General features: G+C 70.8%; 19 protein-coding genes and 1 pseudogene. 10 read left to right on the top strand and 10 right to left on the bottom strand.

Annotated features, from left to right (window positions below; all coding sequences use genetic code 11):
* Positions 1-63 precede the first annotated feature (63 nt).
* The 3 genes from MKK49_RS10310 to MKK49_RS10300 all read left to right on the top strand — a co-directional run bounded on the left by MKK49_RS10310 (position 64) and on the right by MKK49_RS10300 (position 2,473).
* Positions 64-702 (top strand): 2,3-bisphosphoglycerate-dependent phosphoglycerate mutase, encoded by a 639-nt coding sequence (locus tag MKK49_RS10310; protein ID WP_244028144.1) that lies wholly within the window; start codon positions 64-66, stop codon positions 700-702.
* The gene (locus tag MKK49_RS10305; RefSeq protein WP_244028143.1) at positions 702-1,412 is read left to right on the top strand and encodes an alpha-ketoglutarate-dependent dioxygenase AlkB; all 711 of its coding nucleotides are present in this window, start codon (positions 702-704) and stop codon (positions 1,410-1,412) included. The genes MKK49_RS10310 and MKK49_RS10305 overlap by 1 nt, the downstream gene beginning before the upstream one ends.
* Before the next feature lie 101 nt (positions 1,413-1,513).
* Positions 1,514-2,473, top strand: coding sequence for a hypothetical protein (locus MKK49_RS10300; protein ID WP_244028142.1), 960 nt, complete (start codon positions 1,514-1,516; stop codon positions 2,471-2,473).
* Positions 2,474-2,561: 88 nt separating this feature from the next.
* Here MKK49_RS10300 and grpE read toward each other — a convergent pair whose 3' ends face one another.
* On the bottom strand, positions 2,562-3,155 hold the full coding sequence (gene grpE, locus MKK49_RS10295) for a nucleotide exchange factor GrpE (protein WP_244028141.1): 594 nt from the start codon (positions 3,153-3,155) through the stop codon (positions 2,562-2,564).
* 103 nt (positions 3,156-3,258) lie between these two features.
* Positions 3,259-6,048 (bottom strand): [protein-PII] uridylyltransferase, encoded by a 2,790-nt coding sequence (locus tag MKK49_RS10290; protein WP_244028140.1) that lies wholly within the window; start codon positions 6,046-6,048, stop codon positions 3,259-3,261.
* A 257-nt stretch (positions 6,049-6,305) separates the two neighbouring features.
* On the opposite strand from MKK49_RS10290, the gene MKK49_RS10285 reads away from it, so the two are divergent.
* Both MKK49_RS10285 and MKK49_RS10280 read left to right on the top strand, forming a co-directional pair.
* Positions 6,306-6,815, top strand: coding sequence for an OsmC family protein (locus MKK49_RS10285; RefSeq protein ID WP_244028139.1), 510 nt, complete (start codon positions 6,306-6,308; stop codon positions 6,813-6,815).
* 67 nt (positions 6,816-6,882) lie between these two features.
* Complete coding sequence (locus MKK49_RS10280) at positions 6,883-8,427, top strand: cation:proton antiporter (protein WP_244028137.1); 1,545 nt, start codon at positions 6,883-6,885, stop codon at positions 8,425-8,427.
* A gap of 48 nt (positions 8,428-8,475) precedes the next feature.
* On the opposite strand, the gene gshB is transcribed toward MKK49_RS10280, so the two are convergent.
* Complete coding sequence (gshB, locus tag MKK49_RS10275) at positions 8,476-9,432, bottom strand: glutathione synthase (protein WP_244028136.1); 957 nt, start codon at positions 9,430-9,432, stop codon at positions 8,476-8,478.
* 53 nt (positions 9,433-9,485) lie between these two features.
* Entirely contained in the window at positions 9,486-9,767 is a 282-nt protein-coding gene (locus MKK49_RS10270; protein WP_409565051.1) for a hypothetical protein, read from the bottom strand.
* A gap of 428 nt (positions 9,768-10,195) precedes the next feature.
* On the opposite strand from MKK49_RS10270, the gene MKK49_RS10265 reads away from it, so the two are divergent.
* Complete coding sequence (locus tag MKK49_RS10265) at positions 10,196-10,471, top strand: hypothetical protein (protein WP_244028135.1); 276 nt, start codon at positions 10,196-10,198, stop codon at positions 10,469-10,471.
* A gap of 61 nt (positions 10,472-10,532) precedes the next feature.
* Positions 10,533-11,348, top strand: a complete 816-nt coding sequence (locus tag MKK49_RS10260) for a hypothetical protein (protein ID WP_244028134.1) — start codon at positions 10,533-10,535, stop codon at positions 11,346-11,348.
* Positions 11,349-11,389: 41 nt separating this feature from the next.
* Here MKK49_RS10260 and MKK49_RS10255 read toward each other — a convergent pair whose 3' ends face one another.
* Genes MKK49_RS10255 through MKK49_RS10245 form a run of 3 tightly spaced genes read right to left on the bottom strand, consistent with a single transcriptional unit; the run spans position 11,390 to position 14,914 of the window.
* Positions 11,390-11,995 (bottom strand): hypothetical protein, encoded by a 606-nt coding sequence (locus tag MKK49_RS10255; RefSeq protein ID WP_244028133.1) that lies wholly within the window; start codon positions 11,993-11,995, stop codon positions 11,390-11,392.
* Positions 11,983-12,669 (bottom strand): DUF1214 domain-containing protein, encoded by a 687-nt coding sequence (locus tag MKK49_RS10250; protein WP_244028132.1) that lies wholly within the window; start codon positions 12,667-12,669, stop codon positions 11,983-11,985. Before MKK49_RS10250 ends, MKK49_RS10255 begins: the two co-directional genes overlap by 13 nt.
* Before the next feature lie 34 nt (positions 12,670-12,703).
* On the bottom strand, positions 12,704-14,914 hold the full coding sequence (locus tag MKK49_RS10245) for a transglycosylase domain-containing protein (protein ID WP_244028131.1): 2,211 nt from the start codon (positions 14,912-14,914) through the stop codon (positions 12,704-12,706).
* Between the two features lie 256 nt (positions 14,915-15,170).
* On the opposite strand from MKK49_RS10245, the gene MKK49_RS10240 reads away from it, so the two are divergent.
* The gene (locus MKK49_RS10240; protein WP_244028130.1) at positions 15,171-15,686 is read left to right on the top strand and encodes a YcgN family cysteine cluster protein; all 516 of its coding nucleotides are present in this window, start codon (positions 15,171-15,173) and stop codon (positions 15,684-15,686) included.
* A gap of 13 nt (positions 15,687-15,699) precedes the next feature.
* On the opposite strand, the gene MKK49_RS10235 is transcribed toward MKK49_RS10240, so the two are convergent.
* Positions 15,700-16,482, bottom strand: coding sequence for a creatininase family protein (locus MKK49_RS10235; protein ID WP_244028129.1), 783 nt, complete (start codon positions 16,480-16,482; stop codon positions 15,700-15,702).
* Positions 16,483-16,717: 235 nt separating this feature from the next.
* Here MKK49_RS10235 and MKK49_RS10230 point away from each other — a divergent pair, with 235 nt between their 5' ends.
* Positions 16,718-17,644, top strand: a complete 927-nt coding sequence (locus tag MKK49_RS10230; protein WP_244028128.1) for a diguanylate cyclase domain-containing protein — start codon at positions 16,718-16,720, stop codon at positions 17,642-17,644.
* On the opposite strand, the gene MKK49_RS10225 is transcribed toward MKK49_RS10230, so the two are convergent.
* Together MKK49_RS10225 and MKK49_RS10220 are read right to left on the bottom strand one after the other, a co-directional pair.
* Positions 17,625-18,029, bottom strand: a complete 405-nt coding sequence (locus MKK49_RS10225; RefSeq protein WP_244028127.1) for a CsbD family protein — start codon at positions 18,027-18,029, stop codon at positions 17,625-17,627. The two genes, MKK49_RS10230 and MKK49_RS10225, sit on opposite strands and share 20 nt — an antisense overlap.
* A gap of 110 nt (positions 18,030-18,139) precedes the next feature.
* Positions 18,140-18,352: a CsbD family protein gene (locus MKK49_RS10220; protein WP_056266563.1), complete on the bottom strand. Its 213-nt coding sequence runs from the start codon at positions 18,350-18,352 to the stop codon at positions 18,140-18,142.
* Between the two features lie 330 nt (positions 18,353-18,682).
* Here MKK49_RS10220 and MKK49_RS10215 point away from each other — a divergent pair.
* Positions 18,683-18,967 (top strand): annotated as a pseudogene (locus tag MKK49_RS10215) (oxalate/formate MFS antiporter); the annotation flags it as partial.

The following is an 18,967-nucleotide window of genomic DNA, read 5'->3' as shown; positions in this document are numbered from 1 at the left end:
TACCCGACCGGCTCAGCCTCATGCTGCGTCGCACCATAATCAGATTCAGGGGATCGATCCGCGATGGAGCGCCTGCTTGTCCTCGCTCGCCACGGCCAGAGCGAGTGGAACCTCAAGAAGCTGTTCACGGGCTGGCGCGATCCGGAGCTGACGGAACTCGGAATCGCCGAGGCCCGGACCGCCGGCCGCTGGCTCGGCGAGCAGGGCCATCGGTTCGACGTGGCCTTCACCTCCAACCTGCGCCGCGCCCAGCGCACCTGCGCGCTGATGCTGGAGGAGATGGGCCAGCCCGACGTGGAGACCATCCGTTCGGAAGCCCTCAACGAGCGCGATTACGGCGACCTGTCGGGCCTCAACAAGGACGATGCCCGCGAGCGCTGGGGCGACGCCCAGGTGCACCAGTGGCGCCGCTCCTACGACATCCCGCCGCCCGGCGGCGAGAGCCTCAAGGACACCGCCGCCCGGGTGCTGCCCTACTACATCCAGACCATCCTGCCCCGCGTCATGGCCGGTGAGCGCGTGCTCGTGGCCGCCCACGGCAATTCCCTGCGCGCCCTCGTGATGGTGCTCGACGGCATGACCACCAAGACCATCGCCAGCCTCGAGATCGCCACGGGCATCCCCCTGGTCTACCACCTCAAGGCCGACACCACGGTGGAGAGCAAGTCGGTCCTGGAGCGCGACATCGATCACGACGTGTGATGGCGCCGCCCGTCGCACGCGTTCCGGTCGAACGCGTTTCGATCGAACCCGTTTCGGTCGAACTCTTGCCGGGGCTGATCCTCCACCCCGGCTACCTCGACGGGCCCGCCCGCACGCGCCTGGCGGCGGAGCTCGCCGCCCGCCTCGCGGTGGCGCCGCCCTACCGGCCCCGGATGCCGCGCACGGGGCGGCCGTTCTCCGTGACCATGACCAATTGCGGTCCCCTCGGCTGGGTCTCGGACGCCGCCGGCTACCGCTACCAGGCCCATCACCCCGAAACGGGCGCGCCGTGGCCGGCGATTCCCGACGTCGCCCTGCGCGCCTGGGACGACCTCGCCGGCTATCCGGACCCGCCCGAGGCAGCCCTCGTCAACCTCTACGCCGCCGACGCGCGCATGGGCCTGCACCAGGACCGCGACGAGGCGGCCCTCGACGCCCCCGTCCTGTCCCTGTCGCTCGGGGCCTCCGCCCTGTTCCGCTACGGCGGCGTGAACCGGGGCGATCCGACGCGCTCGGTCCGCCTGAACGCGGGCGACGCCCTCGTCATGGGCGGGGCCGCGCGCCTCGTCCATCACGGCATCGACCGCATCCTGCCGCGCCCACCCGATCTCCTCGGCGGCGAGGGCATGCCTGCGTTCCTGCCTCCGGACGGGCGATGCAACCTCACCCTGCGCCGCGTGACGCGGCCCGAGCGGGCGCCGACGGCTTGACACGGGCGGGGCTGGGGCCGACCCATCGCCATGGGCCCCGTCCGGCGTCGGATGGGACCGAGGCCCGGCGCGAGACCGGGCTCTTGCGGAGAAACGACTCGATGCGTCTGCGTAGCCTCGCCCGTCCCGTCACGATCCTGGCCCTCCTCCTCGGCCTGACGCAGGCGGGCCGCGCGGCCGACCCGGTGTTTCCGCCGAGCTCCCGCTTCGGCTTCCAGCCACCGCCGGACATGGTTTCGTCGAAGCGGTTCTCCGGGTTCGAGCGGGTGGAGGGCGGCGCCACGGTCTCGGTGGTCGAACTGCCGCCCAACGCCTTCGCCGAGCTGGAGCAGAGCTTCACCGACGCGAACCTGAAGCAGCAGGGCTTCGTCGTCTCGAACCGTCAGGCGATCAAGGTCGCGGGCGACGTCGATGCGGTGCTGTTCACCGGCGAGCAGCCGGCGGCCGATCCGAGCGCGGGCCCGTCGATCAAGAAGTGGATGCTGCTGGTCGGCGATCCCACGGTGACGGGCATCATCATCGCCCAGACCACCCCCGACGCCGAGACCGACGAGAGCATGGTGGCCATGCTCACGGGCGTCCACATCCGTCCCGAACTCACCCTGGAGCAGCAGGTCGCCGCGCTGCCGTTCCGGATCGGCGATCCGGCCGGCTTCCGGCCGGTGCGGGTGCTGGCCGGCAATTCCGTCCTGATGACGCAGGGTCCCAAGGACCAGATGCTCGGCCTCGAACAGCCGATCCTGGTGCTGGCCCAGGCGGTCCAGCCCCCGCCCCAGCCCGAGCAGCGCGAGGCCTTCGCCCGCACGGCTCTGGCCTCGAACCAGACCATGAAGGACTTCATCGTCGAGCGCTCGCAGAGCTACCGCCAGAAGGGCGTCGACTGGCACGAGATCGTGGCGCGGGCGACGGATATCGCCTCGAGCACGCCGGTCGTGATCTCGCAGACCATCCGTTTCGCCCCCGACGGGTACCTGCGCGCCGTCGGCGTCGTGCGGGCCGACCACCGCGAGGGCGTCCTCGCGCACTTTCGCGAGGTCGTGGACAGCGTGCAGCTGAAGTAGCGCTCGAAACGCCGAAGGGCGACGGGGGCCTGTCGCCCCGTCGCCCTTCCGTTTCCGAGCGGGATCGCCTGGAAGAAGCGGGGTGCCCTCAGGCCGCGTCGGCCGGATTGGCGGCGGCCGCCTTCGGACCGCCCTTGGCGACGCCGACGAGGGCCGGGCGCAGGGTCCGGTCGCCGATGACGTAGCCGGACTGCATCACCTGCACGACGGTGCCGCTCGGAACCTCGGCATCGGGCACCTCGAACATCGCCTGATGGCGGTTCGGGTCGAAGCGCTGGCCCTTCGGATCGATGACCTTCACGCCGTGGCGCTCCAGGGTCTTGCCGAGGTCGCGCTCGGTCAGCTCGATTCCGTCGAGGAGCGCCTTGAACGCGCCGGTGGCCCCGGCGCGCTCGGCCTCGGGCACGCTCTCGAGGGCGCGCCGGATGTTGTCGGCGGCGTTGAGCATGTCGCGGGCGAAGTTGGTGACGGCGTAGGTGCGGGCATCCGCGACCTCGCGCTCGGTCCGCCGGCGCAGATTCTCCATCTCGGCCAGGGTCCGTAGGACGCGGTCCTTGAACTCGTCGCGCTCGGCCACGAGGGCGGCGAGCGCCGGGGCCTCCGGGGCGCCCTCGGGCGTCGATTCGGCCTGCGCGGCCGCGTCGGTCTCGACCGTGGGGTCGTGCTCCATGCTGTTCGCCATCGTCACTTTTCGTCGGATCGGGGTTGCCGGGGATTGGCGCTGATATCAGGCGGGGCGCCCGTGAAATCAAGCGCAGGCCCCGGTTAGGCTTCGCGCGGCACGCTCACGCCTCGCGGGGCGGGGGGGATTCGAGCAGGGCGTCGAGCCCCTCCGCCCGCATGGCGGCGACATCGCTGGCGAACACCTCCATGACGGCGGTGCGGATCGCCACCTGCCGGTCGGGCTGGGTCACCCGCGTGCCGGTGAGGTCGGTGACGTAGAACACGTCCACGGCCCGTTCGCCGAAGGTCGCCACGTGGGCCGAGGTGATGTTGAGGCTCAGCCGCCCGAGGGCCGCCGTCAGTTCGTAGAGCAGGCCCGGTCGGTCGAGACCGGTGATCTCGATCACCGTCTCGCGGCTCGACAGGGCGTTGTCGATGGACATGTCCGGCGGCACGAGGAAGGTCGGCGTGCGCTTGTCCGGCGGATGCCGGTCGGCCACGAGATCGGCGATGCGGATCTCGCCGCGCAGGGCCCGCTCGATGGCCGTGGTGATGCGCTTGGCCCGGCGCAATTCGTCCTCGTCCCGCTCGAACGCCCGCGACAGCAGGATCGAATCGAGGGCGAAACCGTCCGTGGTGGTGAAGATCTGCGCGTCGACGATGTTGCCGCCGAGTGCCGCGCAGGCCCCGGTGACGATGGCGAGCAGGCGCGGATGGTCGGGCGAGTAGATCGTCAGCTCGGTGATGCCCCGCACGGGGTCGGTCTCGTCGGCGGTGGCGACGGTGCGCCCCTCCGCCGTGAGGGTCTTCAGGAAGCCCGCATGCTTGAACTGGCGGGTGGCGTCCACCTTCAGCCAGTAGGCCTGGTTGTGGCGCCCGGCATAGGCGTCGAACGCGTCGGACTCCCAGTCGGCGAGCTGCTCGCGCAGGCCCATCTGGATCATCCGGACCCGGTCCGTGCGGGCGATCTCGGAATGGCCGCCGGAGAGCACCACCTCGGTCTCGTCGTAGAGGGTGCGCAGCAGCGTGCCCTTCCACGCGGTCCACACGCCCGGCCCCACGGCGCGGATATCGGCCACGGTGAGGATCATCAGGAGCTTCAGCCGCTCCAGGGTCTGCACGATGCCGGCGAACTTCTCGATGGTCTTCGGGTCGGACAGATCGCGGCTCTGGGCCGTCATCGACATGAGCAGGTGGTGCTCCACCAGCCAGGCCACCGTCTCGGTCTCGGCGGGCTTGAGGCCGAAGCGCGGCCCGAGCTTCTCGGAGATGGCCGCCCCCGCGATGGAATGGTCCTCCGGCCGGCCCTTGGCGATGTCGTGCAGCAGCACGGCCACGAACAGGGCCCGCCGGTTGGAGATCGAGTCGATGAGCCGGCTCGCCAGGGGATGGTCCTCCTCCGTCCGCCCGGACTCGATGGCGGTGAGGACACCGAGCGCGCGCAGGAGGTGCTCGTCCACGGTGAAGTGATGATACATGTTGAACTGCATCATCGCGACGATGCGGCCGAAATCCGGGATGAACCGGCCGAGCACACCGGCCTCGTTCATCAGGCGCAGGATGGTCTCGGGCGAGTTCTTGGACGTGAGGATGTCGAGGAACAGCCGGTTGGCCTCCTCGTCGGACCGGAGCGAATGGCCAATGAGGCGCAAGGACCGGTTGGCCACGCGCGTCGCGTCCGGGTGGATCGGCAGGTTGTGGCGGTCGGCGAGCCAGAACAGCCGGATCAGGTTCACCGGGTCCTTCACGAAGACGTCGCCGTCGCGCAGGTTGATCCGGCCGTGATCGTCGACGAAATCCTCCGCCTCGATGGCGGTGGCGCGGAAGCGATCGCGAAAGCGGCCGATCCAGCGGTCGAGGACCGGGGTGCGCTTGGCGTGGCGGGCCTCGAGCGCCGCGCACACGATGGCGGTGAGGTCGCCGACCTCCTTGGCGATGAGGAAATACGCCTTCATGAAGCGCTCGACGCCGGACAGGCCGCCGCGCGCCTCGTAGCCGAAGCGCTCGGCGACCTTCGGCTGCAGCCCGAACGACAGGCGCTCCTCGGAGCGGCCGGTGATGAAGTGCATGTGGCAGCGCACCCGCCACAGCAATTCCTCGCAGCGCTCGAACACCCGGTACTCCTCCGGGGTGAACAGGCCGGCGGGCACGAGTTCGCTCTGGTCGCGGACCCGGTAGGTGTATTTCGCGATCCAGAACAGGGTGTTGAGGTCGCGCAGGCCGCCCTTGCCGTCCTTGACGTTGGGCTCGACGAGGTAGCGCGAGGCGCCGGCCTTGGTGACGCGGGTGTCGCGCTCGCGCAGTTTCGCCTCGACGAATTCGGGCGCCGTCCACATCACGAGTTCGGTATCGAAGCGGGTGACGAGCTCCTCGTAGAGCGCCCGGGTGCCGAACAGGAACCGCGCTTCCAGCAGCGAGGTGCGGATGGTCATGTCGGCGCGGCCCTCGCGCAGGCACTCCTCCACGGAGCGCGTGGCGTGGCCGACCTTCAGTTTCAGGTCCCACAGCACGTAGAGCATCGCCTCGACGACGCTCTCGGACCAGGCCGTCTGCTTGTAGGGCAGCAGGAACAGGAGATCGATGTCGGAGCCCGGCGCCATGGTGCCCCGGCCGTAGCCCCCGGTGGCGACTACGGCGAGTTGCTCGCCCGTGGACGGGTTGTCGTTGGGATAGAGCCGCCAGACCACGGCATCGTGAATGGTGCGGATCACCGCATCCGTGAGGTCGCTCAGGCGCCGGGCGCAGGCGAGGCCGTCGCGCTCCTCCATGAGCCGGGCCTCGGCATCGGCCCGGCCGAGCTCCATCACCCGCCGCAGCTCCGGCACGAGGACGGCCCGCAGGCGCGTCGCCTCCCGGGCGTCGCGGTCGAGATTCTCGAGGACATCGGCGAGGGCGGCAACGGCGTCGAACATAGTCAACCCCGTTAGCATGTTGGCGGATCGGCGCCAGGGGCCCCCTCACCCCCCCGAGGTCGACGGGAATCGTGCCCGGCACCCGAACGGCGGCCCTTCCGGGCCAGGAATGTCGTGGCATCGGGCCCGCGCGGGGCGAAACCCCGTCCGCAGGCCCGTTCCGGACCGGCCGGCGGCGCATTCGACCGATCTGGCAGCCGCCGCCCGAAGGCGCTAGGTTCGCGACCAACCCCCATAAAACACACGAGGAAACGCCCATGGACTCGTCGGCCCTGCGCTCGCTCCAGGCTCCGCTGAAGGATCAGTACCGCACCGACGCCGACTCCGCTCTGGTGACCCTGCGCGCCAGGGGCAGCCTCGACGACACGTCCATCGCCTGCAAGGTCGAGACCGGCCGGGCCCTGGCGGTGGCCGGCCTGCACCCGGCGACGGGAGGGTCCGGCGCCGAACTCTGTTCGGGCGACATGCTGCTGGAGGCCCTCGTCGCCTGCGCCGGCGTCACCCTGAAGGCGGTGGCGACCGCCCTCGAAATCGAGCTCCGCGCCGGCACCGTGAGCGCCGAGGGCGACCTCGACTTCCGGGGCACGCTCGGCGTCGACAAGGCAGCCCCCGTGGGCTTCCGGGCGATCCGTCTCGCCTTCGCCCTCGACACCGACGCCCCCCAGGACAAGCTCGACCAGCTCCTCAAGCTGACGGAGCGCTACTGCGTGGTGTTCCAGACCCTGAACCACAAGCCGGACCTGTCGGTCTCGACGACGCGGGACTGACCGGCGGGACTGATCGGCGAAGGGGAGATCTGCGTTTCGGGCGCGCCGGCCCTATCTCCCCTTCCACATGATGATTTTCGAGTGGATCGTCGGCGTCCTGTTCGGCGCCGTCCTGTTGGCCGCCGTCGCGCGGCGGGTGGGCGCACCCTACCCGGTATTCCTGGCACTGGGCGGCATCGCCCTGGCCTTCGTCCCGGCGGTGCCGAACCTCGTCCTCGACCCGGAACTGGCGCTCGCCCTGTTCCTCGCCCCCGTCCTGCTGGACGCCGGCTACGCCACCTCGCTCCGGGACCTGCGGACCCATTGGCGCCCCATCGCCGGCCTGGCGCTCGGCGCCGTGGTCGCCTCGACCCTGGCGGTAGCCCTGGTGGCCAAGCTCCTCGTGCCCGACATGCCCATCGCGGCCGCCATCGTGCTCGGCGCCATCGTCGCCCCACCCGATGCCGTGGCGGCGCTCTCGGTGCTGCGCCACGTCGAGCTGCCGCACCGCCTCACCACCATCCTCCGCGGGGAGAGCCTGCTCAACGACGCGGGCTCTCTCCTGATCTATCGCCTCGGCGTCACGGCCGCCGTGACCGGGACCTTCTCGCTGGCCGAGATCGGCCCGGCCTTCCTCGTCGGCATCCTCGGGAGCCTCGTCGTCGGCCCCGTCCTGGCCTTCGCCTACACGCGGGCCATGCGGCCGGTCACGGACGCGCCGAGCGTCATCGTCCTGCAGTTCGTCGCGGCCTTCGGCATCTGGATCGGGGCCGAGCACGTCCACCTGTCGGGCGTGCTGACCGTGGTCACCTTCGCCATCACGGCCGCGCGGCTCACGGCCGGGCGCACGCCGCCGCGCACCCGCATCGTCTCCTACGCCGTGTGGGACACGGCGGTGTTCGTCCTCAACGTGCTCGCCTTCGTGCTCATCGGCCTGCAGATCGGCCCGATCCTCGAACGGCTGACCCGGGAGCAGCAGATCTCCTACGCCCTGGTGGGCGGGGCGGTGTTCCTCACCGTGGTGGTGGTCCGCATCGTCTGGGTGCTGTCGGCCAACCACTTTTCACGCTTGGGCGCACGGGGCGAGACCAGCGACGACAGCGGCCCGGGCGCGGCGACGGCGGTGGCGTGGGCCGGCATGCGCGGCATCGTCACCATCGCGACGGCGCTGGCCCTGCCCGAGGGCGATCCCGGGTTTCCCTACCGCGACCTCATCGTGCTCACGGCCTTCTGCGTCATCATCGGCACCCTCACGGTCCAGGGCCTGACCCTGCGTCCGCTGCTGGGGCGCCTCGGCCTCAAGGACGACGATCCCGTGGGCCGCGAGATCGGGTACGGTCGCACGCAGGCCTACGGCGCGGCGCTCCACAGCCTCGAGGGCGAGACCGGCGCCCACGTGGACGCCCTGCGGGACGAATTCCGCGCGGCCCTCGACCAGGCCGGCAAGGAAGAGGACGGGTTCGCCTCCGAGACCCTGCCGGCCGACGCCGCGCGGCGCGGCACCATCGAGGCCGCCCGCGACCGGGTGCTGGCCCTGCGCCGCTCCGGCGAGATCGGCGACGACGCCTACTACGTCCTGGAGGAGGAGTTCGACTGGGCCGAGCTCAACGCGACGCCGCGCGCCGAGCGGTGAACGGGAGCGTCGTCCCGAAAGCCGGTCTCCACCGTTCGGGCCGACGCCCTAGGCGGAGAGCACCGTGCTCACCCGGGCCTCGATGGCGTCCCACACGGACACCGCCAGATCGGGACCCCCGAGGCGCTTGATCGCCCGGATGCCCGTGGGCGACGTGACGTTGATCTCGGTGAGGTTGCCGTCGATCACGTCGATGCCGACGAGGATCAAGCCGCGCCGGCGCAGCTCCGGGCCGATGGTGGCGCAGATCTCGCGCTCGCGCGGCGTGAGATCGGACGCCGCGGCCGCCCCGCCCCGCACCATGTTCGAGCGGATGTCGTTCAGGGCCGGCACCCGGTTGATGGCGCCCAGGGGCTCGCCGTCGACGAGGATGATGCGCTTGTCGCCCTCGGTGATCCGGGGGAGGAAGCGCTGCACCACCCACTGTTCCCGGAACGTCACCGAGAACAGGTCGAACATCGAGCCGAAATTGGCGTCCTCCGGCAGCACCCGGAACACCGCCGCGCCGCCGTGGCCGTGGAGCGGCTTCATGACGACGGCGCCGTGCTCGGCCCGGAACGCCTCGATCTCCGCCTTGTCGCGGGTGATGAGGGTCGGGGGCATCAGGGCGGGGAAGTCGAGGACGAACAGTTTTTCGGGCGCGTTGCGGACCTCGGCCGGGTTGTTCACGACCAGGGTCGAGGCCGGCAGCCGCTCCAGCATGTGGGTGGCGGTGATGTAGGCCATGTCGAAGGGCGGGTCCTGGCGCATGAGCACCACGTCCGCCTCCGACAGGTCGATGCGGTCGGGCGCGCCGAGGACGGCATGCGCGCCCTCGACATCCTGTACGGTCAGGGTCTCCACCCGTGCGGTGACCCGGCCGTTCTGCAGGGACAGCCGGTCGGGGGTGTAGTGCAGGAGCCGGTGCCCCCGCGCCTGCGCTTCGAGCAGCAGGGCGAAGGTGGTGTCACCGGCGATGCGGATCGCCCGGATGGAATCCATCTGGACTGCGACGGTTAGGGCCATGGCTCTCAAGCCTCTTGCAAGTTCAGGAAATGCCCGAGAGCCGCCCAGGAGGCCTACTTCTGCGACTTGCCGCCGGTGCGCTTGTCGTAGTCACCGATGGCGGCCTTGCACTCGGGCGACAGGCGGGCACGGTTGCGCTCCATGCAGCGGTCGGCGTCCTGGCTGTTGGGATCGACACCGGCACAGAGGCGGAAATAGTCGTTGGCGCAGCCGAGCTGCAAGCCCTGGTCCTCGCGCTGGGCCTGAGCCGGACCGGTCGCCAGCAGCATCAGGGCGAGCGGCGCGATCTTCAGGGCCGTCGAGAGGCTCAAGGGTCGTGACGTAACCACGCGCATCCTGCGGTGTCCTTGCGTTCGGAGAAAGATTGACTGGGGCATATCGGGCCGCCCCGGCGCTTAGCAAGCGCGCGAAAGCCCACGCTTGTTCCCGCGACAGTCGGGCGGCACTCCGGCCTCCTCCGGTCGGCCGGAAAAAAACCCCGCTCGCGCGAGCGAGCGGGGCCGAGTTCAAGGGAGGGATTGCCCGCCATGGGCGACGAGACCCTAGCAATCCATGCGCCAGAGATTTCTCGTCCGGCGTGACACCTTTGTCACACCGGACGGTCCCGCTCGGCGGGGCGTCGCCCGGATGGTCCCGGGTGCGCCTCGCGGCACCCGTCCGCAACAATCCGTTAACCACCCCGTGATGATCTCGCCGTCAGCACCGCGAACGGACGGCCCTTGTCAGGCCCGTCCCCGCGGCCGAGACGGCGCCGGGCGAGCCCATGGGCAAGTCCGTGACGCACGAGAACAATGGGACGGGATCGCAGCCGATGAACCTCGACAGGTCACCAGATACGGGAGGTCCCGAGCGTCCGACGGCCACCGTCGTGACCTTCCCGGCGGAGGGCCGCCGCCGCTTCCGTCGCACCGACGACACGGTGCGGGACCCGCGCGGGGCGATCCTGCTGTTCACCGGCATCCGCTACGAGCGCATGGCTGAACCGGAGAAGCCGGCCGAGCCGGACAAGCGCGCGCCCCGCCTGCGGCGGCGCTCCTGATCCCGTCTCCGCCGCGTCCGTCACGCGGGCTCCGCCGAGGCCTTTCCGACGACCGGATACGATGATGCCGCGACCGGCCGCCACCGCCCTCCCGACGACCACGATCCTGGCCGCGATCCTGGCGCTCACCGCCGGTTGCGCGCAGCAGGGCGATTTCGGCCGCCCGAAGCCGGGGGCCTGGAACGGCCTGATCGAGACCACCGGGACCCTGGCGGCGCGGGAGCGGGGGGAGCCGGCCTCGGCCTATCCCCTCACGGACGACGAGGGCACCCTGCGCGACCGCGCCTGGCGCTTCCTGATGCCGTCGGGCGGACGCGAGGCCTTCACGGACATCCTGGCCAACCTCACCCGCAGCCGGGTGCTGCCGGCCTCCTGGCGGCCCGACGCGCCGGAGGCCTATTACGCCGCCCTCATGGACGGCCCGTTCCGCTCGCCCGTATCCCGCTATCATCGGCTGTCCGAGGATATCGGTGCGGATGCACGCCTGCTGCCGGTCTTCGCCGCCACCGCCGCCCGGGTGATCCAGGCGGATGCCCTGCGCCTGCGCAGCCTGCCCTTTTCCAAGACCCTCGACGACCGCGACGTGCGCCACGCCGCCATGCGGGTGGCCGAGAACCGCTGCCTCGTCGCCTGGGTCCGGATCGAGACCGATCTGCGCCTCACGCGCTACCGCTACGCCCTCGACCACCTCCTCGTCGCCGTCCCCTCGCCGGAGGCGGCCCTCGTCGATCGCGTGCTCCGAGCCCTGGCGGAGCGCACGCCGATCCTCGCGTCCCTGGTCCCCCTCGAAGCGGAGGGCCGGTGCGGCTTCGCGGCGGGGGAAGCGATGGACGCGGCCGGGGCCATCCCGGCCCGGCCCATCGTCGCCAAGAATTGAAGATCTGAAGACTCGCGCCGCCCGGAACCGGTCGATCCCGGTCAGCCGCCCGCCTTGTCCTCGGCCGGCAGGTCCACGGTGCAGGACACGGCCTGGACCGCCGTGTTGGCGGCGGGCCGCTGACTCGGCAGGGCGGCGATCACCCGGACCACCACGTAGCCCCTGAGGTCGGGCGCGACGATGCGGACGTCGCGGCTCACGTCGTTCTCGTCGGCGTTGGCGAGGGCCTCGTCGTACTGGGCGCGGGTCAGCACCACGAGGTCGAGGGCGCCGCGCACGGCCGCCTGGTCGGTGACGGCGTAGAAGGCGCCGCGCCGCCCATGCACCGCGAGGGACAGCATCAGGGGACCGGTGCGGGCCGAGACCCGCATGGGACCGTCGGCGAGGTCGTAGGCGCAGATGCCGACCGCCACCGCCGGATCCGGGATGGGCAGCCAGGCTTCGGGCGGCGCCGGGCCGTCGCCGGTGACCAGGGTGTAGACCGGCATGGCGTGATCGAGGCTCTCGCCGGTGCGGGCGCGCGACAGGGCGTCGGTCTCCGACAGGCGCGGGATGAGGAGGACCACGCCGATATGGACGAGGCCCGCCAGGACGAGGCCCGCCAGGGTGGCGAGGAGGAAGCGGCCCCGGGGCGTCACGCGGCGCATCCCGTACGGGTGATGGCCGGCACGGCCGTGCGGTCGAGGGTACCGGCGCTCGCGGCCACAGGCGTATCGTAGAGGCGCAGCGCCAGGCGCACGGGGCCGCTCGCCCGCGGCATCGGCAGCCAGTTGCCGGCCTGGACCTCGGGCGAGAGGGTGATGACGAAGCGCCCGTCGCGCTCGCGCAGGGTCTCCGTCGAGGTGTAGCCCTCGCGCACGATGGTGCGGTCCGGGTCGCGCGGGCCGCGTCCGGCGACCGTCACCGTCCAGGCCCGCGCCGGCGGGGTGATGCCCGCGATGGCGTAGGTGCAGGTGGCGTCGAGCATCCGGCCCTCGTCGTCCTGGGCGGCGGTGAGCAGCATGCCCTCGCCGATGGCGAGCGGAATCTCGCCGCGGCGGGCGTTCACCGCCCGCGCATAGGGGTCCGCCCCCACGGAGCCGGTGCGCGGCCACGCCGTCCAGGCTCCGACGGCGACGCCGCCGAACGGGTACCCGCCCCGCGTGGCGTAGTCGGCGGTGGCGAGCCCGAGCCCCGCCCCGAGCGCCAGGGCGTAGAGGACGAGGCTGACGGTGGAGGCCCGGCGCACGGCCTCGCGCACGGCGCCGGCCACGCGCGCCGCGGCGGTCGGCACACCGGCGCCGGCGCCCGCGTGGGATTCCGCGCGCACGGGCGCGGCCATGTCGGCGGCTCTCATACGACCAACGCCTTCACGCTCACGGGGTGGCGATGCGGCCGGCGGCGGGGCTGGTCCCGTCGGCGACATCACCGGCCGGGCGCGGCGCCACGCCGCTGGCCTCGACGGTGCGGAACAGGCCGTTGACGCCGCCGATCACCTCGAAGGAGCGCCGCGACAGCTTTCCGGCCGCACTCGCCGCCGGGTTGACCGGGGCGGCGGCCGGGGTCTGGGCCACGGCGCGGCCGACCTCCTTGAGGCCCGGCATGGCCTTGAGCTCGATGCCCTGGTGGGCGGTCTCCATCACGTCGTGCCAGGCCATGGCGGGGAGCGAGCCGCCGGTCATCTTGTTGGTCGAGGTGTGGTCGTCGTTGCCGAACCAGACGGAGCCGACGTAGTTGCCCGTATAGGCCACGAACCACGCATCGCGGTAGGCGTTCGTGGTGCCGGACTTGCCCGCGACCTTGATGCCCTCGAGCTGGGCGCGCCTGCCGGTGCCCTCCTCCACCACCTTGGTGAGCATGTAGTTCATGTCGGCGACCACCTGGGTCGACAGCACCTGCTCGACCCGCTCGTCGGCGTGGCGGTAGATCACCTCGCCGGACGAGTTCTTCACCTCCATGGCGGCGTAGGGCTTGGCCTTGCGCCCGCCATTGGCGAACACCGCGTAGGCGGCGGCCTGGTCGATGACGTTGACCTCGGCCGAGCCGATGGGCAGCGAGGGCGTGTCGGCGAGCGGGGTGGTGATGCCCATGCGATGGGCCGTGTCGACGATCTTGTCGCGCCCGGCCTTGGCCGCGCGGGCCTCGTGGGAGATGCCCATGGCCTTGCCGAGCGCGATGGAGATCTGGATCGGGATCGTGTTGATGGATTTGGCCACCGCCACCGTGAGGGTCGTCGCCCCCGAGAACGAGCGGCCGTAATTCTGCGGGCACCAGTTGCCGATGCAGACCGGGCGATCGACCACGCGGGTGTCGGGACGGTACAGACCCGAGGTGAGGCCGGCGGCGTAGACGTAGGGCTTGAACGAGGAGCCGGGCTGGCGCAGGGCGTCGGTGGCGCGGTTGAACTGGCTCTCGCCGTAATCGGCCCCGCCCACCATGGCGCGGAGCGCCCCGTCGGGATCGAGGATCACCATGGCGGCCTCGTCGACCTCGTACTGGTCGCCGTAGCGGCGCAGGGTGTTCTGAATCACCTCGTCGGCGCGCTTCTGGATGGTCAGGTCGAGGGGCGTCTTGACCGTCAGCACGCGGTCGCTGCGGAAGCGGCCCGCATCGGCCATGCCCTTGATCTCGCCGAACGCCCAGTCGAGGTAGTAATCCGCCGTGATGTCGCGGGTGCGGGTCACCGGCGTCGCGGGATTGCGCAGGGCGGTCTGGATCTGCCCTTCCGTGACGAAGCCGGCCTCGACCATGTTGTGCAGCACGTCGACGGCGCGGGAGCGGGCCGCCGGCAGGTTGACGTGGGGCGCGTATTTCGTCGGCGCCTTGAACAGGCCGGCGAGCATGGCGGCCTCGGCGAGCGAGATGTCCTTGAGCGGCTTGCCGAAATAATAGTCGGCCGCCGCGACGGCCCCGAAGGTGCCCCCGCCCATATAGGCCCGGTCGAGGTAGAGCTTCAGGATCTCGTTCTTGGTGAGATGGCTCTCCAGCCACAGGGCCAGGAACGCCTCGTTGACCTTGCGCTCGAGGGAGCGCTCGTTGGTCAGGAACAGGTTCTTGGCGAGCTGCTGCGTGATCGAGGAACCGCCCTGGGTGTTGCCGCCGCCGCGCGAATTCGACACGAGGGCGCGCAGGGTGCCGATGGGGTCGATGCCCCAATGCTCGTAGAAGCGCCGGTCCTCCGTCGAGACCAGGGCCTTGATCATGATGTCGGGAAAGTCGTCGAGCTTGAGCGAGTCGTCGTGCTTGATCCCGCGCCGGCCGACCTCGTTGCCGTAGCGGTCCAGGAAGGTGACGGCGAGATCCTGGGCCTTCAGCCAATTGTCGCTGGTCTGGTTGAAGGCGGGCTGGGCGAGCATCAGCATCACGATCGCGCCGCCGGTGCCCAGCGTCACCGCCTCGCTGGTCAGATCGAGGGCGCCGCGCTTCCAGCCCCGCACGGAGAACACGTTCATGCGCTCCTGGAAGCGCTCGTAGGTCTCGCCGGCGGAACGCCCGCTGTCGTAGAGGCCCGCATTCACCCAGGCGTCGAAGGCCAGGGCCGCGCGCTTGATCCGGGTCGTCAGGGAGGTGGCGTTGGGCAGGCGCACGATCTGTTCTTCATGTTCCTGGAGGGCGATCCGACCCGGCCCGCGCCGCGGCGTTCAGTGTATCAAGCTCCGCGCCGGTTCGCGAGACTCCCGATACCACGGGCAACGCGCCCGGCGCCCCGCGCGGCGGATTAAGATCGGATTAACCTTGACGCCGGATTGGGGCGCGTCGGTGGCGCTTGCCCATCGGGGCGCCTTGCGGCAAGGGAAAGGTTCGCCCGTCCCATCGCTCCATACCTTGAACCGGGGTTCCCGAATGCGGGATCGCACGGCCGCACGCCCGTCCGGGCCGCCGGCCTCCACCGAACCGTTCTGGCGCACCAAGAGCCTGGACACGATGTCGCCGTCCGAGTGGGAGAGCCTGTGCGACGGCTGCGGCCGCTGCTGCCTCCTCAAGCTCGAGGACGAGGACACCGGCGAGGTCTACCACACCGATGTGGGCTGTACCCTGCTGGACGGGCACGGCTGCCATTGCCGGGACTACCCGCGCCGCCAGAAGCGGGTGCCCGATTGCGTGCGCCTGACGCCGGAGGCCGTGCGCACGATCCCGTGGCTGCCGCCGACCTGCGGCTACCGCCTCGTGCGCGACGGCCAGGACCTGCCCGACTGGCATCCCCTCGTGAGCGGCCGGGCGGCGAGCGTCCACGAAGCCGGCATCTCCATCCGGGGCCGCGTCTCGGGCAACGAGGAGGAGTTCACCGCCGACGAACTCCTGGACCGCATCGTGACCTGGCCGGCCCGCATCCCCGCCACCGAGGACCCCGAGGACTGAGGCCTCGACGGCGTCAGGGCGACAGGGAAAAACGATCGACGTCGCGCAGGAGTTCGAGGAAGGCGCGGGCGCCGTGGTCGAGGGCGGCGTGCCCCGCCTCGGCCGTCCCGAGGCGGGCGTCGCCGATGGCGCCGGCCGGGTTGAGGTCGCCGGCCTTCCAGGCGAAGGCCGCCGGGCGCCCGGCGCGCAGGTGGGTGAAGTCGCGCTCCATCGCCAGGGTCCGCGGGGTGAAGTCGGCGATCCGGTCGATCCGCACGCGCTCGGGGCGGAGCGCCAGCATCAGGGCGGTCTCGATGCCGCCGCCGTGGATGCCGTGCCGGATCTCGGCTTCGGGGAACAGGCCCTCGGGATAGCCGAAGCGGCTCCACGCGGTGGTGACGGCGACCATGCCGAAGCGCGCGCGCAGATCCGCCGCCACGAGGTCGATGAGGCCGCTGTTGCCGCCATGGGACGTGACGAGGACGAGCTTGTGGCAGCCGGCCCGGTGAACGCCGGCGCCGATCTCGCCCCAGGCGGCCAGCGCCGTCGCGGTGGTGAGGCTCAAGGTCCCGGGGAAGGCATCGTGCTCGTCGGACTTGCCGACCCCCTGCACCGGCAGCACCAGGGCGTCGAGGCCGTCGGCCGGCAGGGCCATGAGGCGGGCGAGGTAGCCTTCGGCGATGTCCACGTCGGTGGAGAGGGGCAGGTGCGGGCCGTGCTGCTCGATGGCCGCCACCGGCAGCACCGCGATGGCCCGGCGCATGTCCCGGCCCCGGAGGTCGGTGGTGGTGAGGTCGGACCATCGACGGATGGGCATCTGGCCTGTCTCCAACGGTCCCGTCGCGGCGCGCGAGGCGGGTCGATCCGGCAAAACCATCCGTACCGTAACGAACCCTTATGGTCGCGTGCCCTAGTCTTCGCCAACGCGACGTCACGACCGGTCCTGCATGAGCCCGCCTCCCCGCCCACGCAATCCCGGGTCCGCCCCGGGTCGGAGCGATCGACGCCCGAGGCTCAGCGCCCTCGCGGAGACGCCCGCCGGCACCGAACGGATGCTGCAGGAGATCGCGCGCCTGCGCGCGATGCTCGACACCAATTCCGACTGGATCTGGGAAGTCGATGCCCAGGGACGCTACACCTACGCCTCGCGTCATTCCCTGGTCATCCTCGGCTACGAGCCGAGCGAGATCCTGGGACGGACGCCGTTCGATTTCATGCCGCCGGACGAGGCCGTCCGGGTGGCGGCCGCCTTCTCGGACATCGTCCGCGAGAAGCGGGCTTTCGCCGGCCTCATCAATCACAATATCCACCGGGATGGACGCATCGTCGTCCTCGAGACGAGCGGCGTGCCGCTCCTCGATGACGGGGAACTGGTGGGGTATCGCGGCATTGACCGGGACGTCACCACCCAGGAGGCGGAACGGGCCTGGCTGCATCGCCTGGCCCGCCGGGACGACCTCACGGGACTGGGAAACCGGCTCGCCCTGCGCGAGCGGCTTCTCGCGGCGCTGGCCGATTCCGCCGGTCCGGATTTCGGCGTGATCCTGCTCGATCTCGACGACTTCAAACCGATCAACGACACGCTCGGGCACGGCGCGGGCGATCTGCTGCTGACCCTTCTGGCCGCCCGCTTCGCCTGCCTCGCAGCGGCGGCGCGGGCGCAGGCATTCCGCCTCGGCGGCGACGAGTTCGTGCTGGTGACCGGGGATGGTGCGGGCTCGACCCTCCCATCCGTCGCCGACGCCGTGCGCTCCAGCCTCACGGAGCCCTTCGAATTGTGCGGCACCGCCGTGATGGTCTCCGCCAGCCTGGGGATGACCCGCTGCTCCCCGGGCCTCTCGACCCCGGAGGATATCCTCGCACGGGCCGATGCGGCGCTCTACGCGGCCAAGGCCGGCCGACCGGCTTCGAGAGCGCGCCAGGGGCCCGTCGCCGGCGCTACCGCGCCCCAAACGCGGTTCATCGCGTCCGGCGCATGAGCCAGCCGGTGGCGAAGGCCGCCGCCGCCACCATCAGGAGCGTCGTGCCCCGGTTGTCGTCGGCACGCGCGACCACGTCCCGACCCCGCCGGACGGCTTCGTCGCGATAGTCCAGCCCGCGCCGGTGCAGGTCCTCCGCCCGGTCCTGGACATCGCCCGCGATGGCCCGGCCCCTGGTGCGGGCCTCGTCGATGAACTGGGTCCCGTCGCGATGCAGGCCATCCGCCGTCTCGCGGGCGCGGCCATAGCCGTGCTGGAGTGCTCCGGCGACCTGATCCACCGCACCGTCGATCTGCTGGCGCGGGCGGCCGGTCACGGCGCCCAGGGCGGTGCGTCCCCGGCCGCGCAGGTTGCGCAGACCGCCCTCGATCTGATCCCTGTTCATCCTGAAACCTCGCTCGTTCTCGATCCGGCGGCGGACCCGATATCCGCCGCCCCGAACCTCATGCGGCTCGAACCTCGTGTGACCCGTGCCGGTCGCGTCGGCGGTCGATGTCAGATCTTCTTCACGGCATCGGCCGCGCTCTGGGCCGCGTTCTTGATGCCGTCCTTGGCGTCGCCGACGGTCTTCTGGGCCTCGCCCTTCAGTTCCTGGGCCTTGCCCTCGGCCTGAAGCTTCTCGTTGCCCGTGACGGAGCCGACGCCCTGCTTGATGTTGCCGACGGCCTCGTTGGCCAGACCCTTGATCTTGTCCGTCGTGCTGCTCATCGAACTCTCCTCGATAGGCTCGCGGTCGCCGGAAGCGACCGACCGCCATGGGTCAAGCGCAACGGTGCGGGGCGCAGGAATGTTCCGCTTCCGGGAGGTTCGGCAGTCCGGCCGCGCCGACCTTGTTGCATCGCAAGATCGACGTGCTGCACCGCAAGATCAGCCGGGGGCAACCCAGGAACAAAGACCCTCGTCTAAAAATTTTTCTGCCTATGCCGCAAAATTTTCGCAGATGAAGGCCGGTCAAAGTCACGGCAAAGCTGCTTGAATTCAAAATAATTGCGGCTAGAACCAGCGGGCATTACCAAAAGTTGATTCAAGGACAACGCCATGACCGCGCGCACCGCTGCGCCCGTCCCCGGTGGGACCATCGACGCCGCATCGGCCACGGTCGCCACGCCCCCGTTCGGTCGCTGGGGCCAGCTGGTCATCGGTGTGATCTGCATGGTGATGATCGCCAACCTCCAGTACGGGTGGACGTTCTTCGTGCCCGACATCCAGAAGAAGTTCGGCTTCGACCGCGCCGCGATCCAGTGGGCCTTCACCCTGTTCGTCCTGTTCGAGACCTGGCTCGTGCCCGTCGAGGGCTGGTTCGTCGACAAGTACGGCCCGCGC

Source organism: Methylobacterium sp. J-090 (assembly GCF_022829345.1).
In the GTDB taxonomy this organism is placed as follows: domain Bacteria; phylum Pseudomonadota; class Alphaproteobacteria; order Rhizobiales; family Beijerinckiaceae; genus Methylobacterium.
The sequence above is the reverse complement of the archived record's forward strand: the minus strand, read 5'-3'. Positions and strand labels throughout refer to the sequence as shown.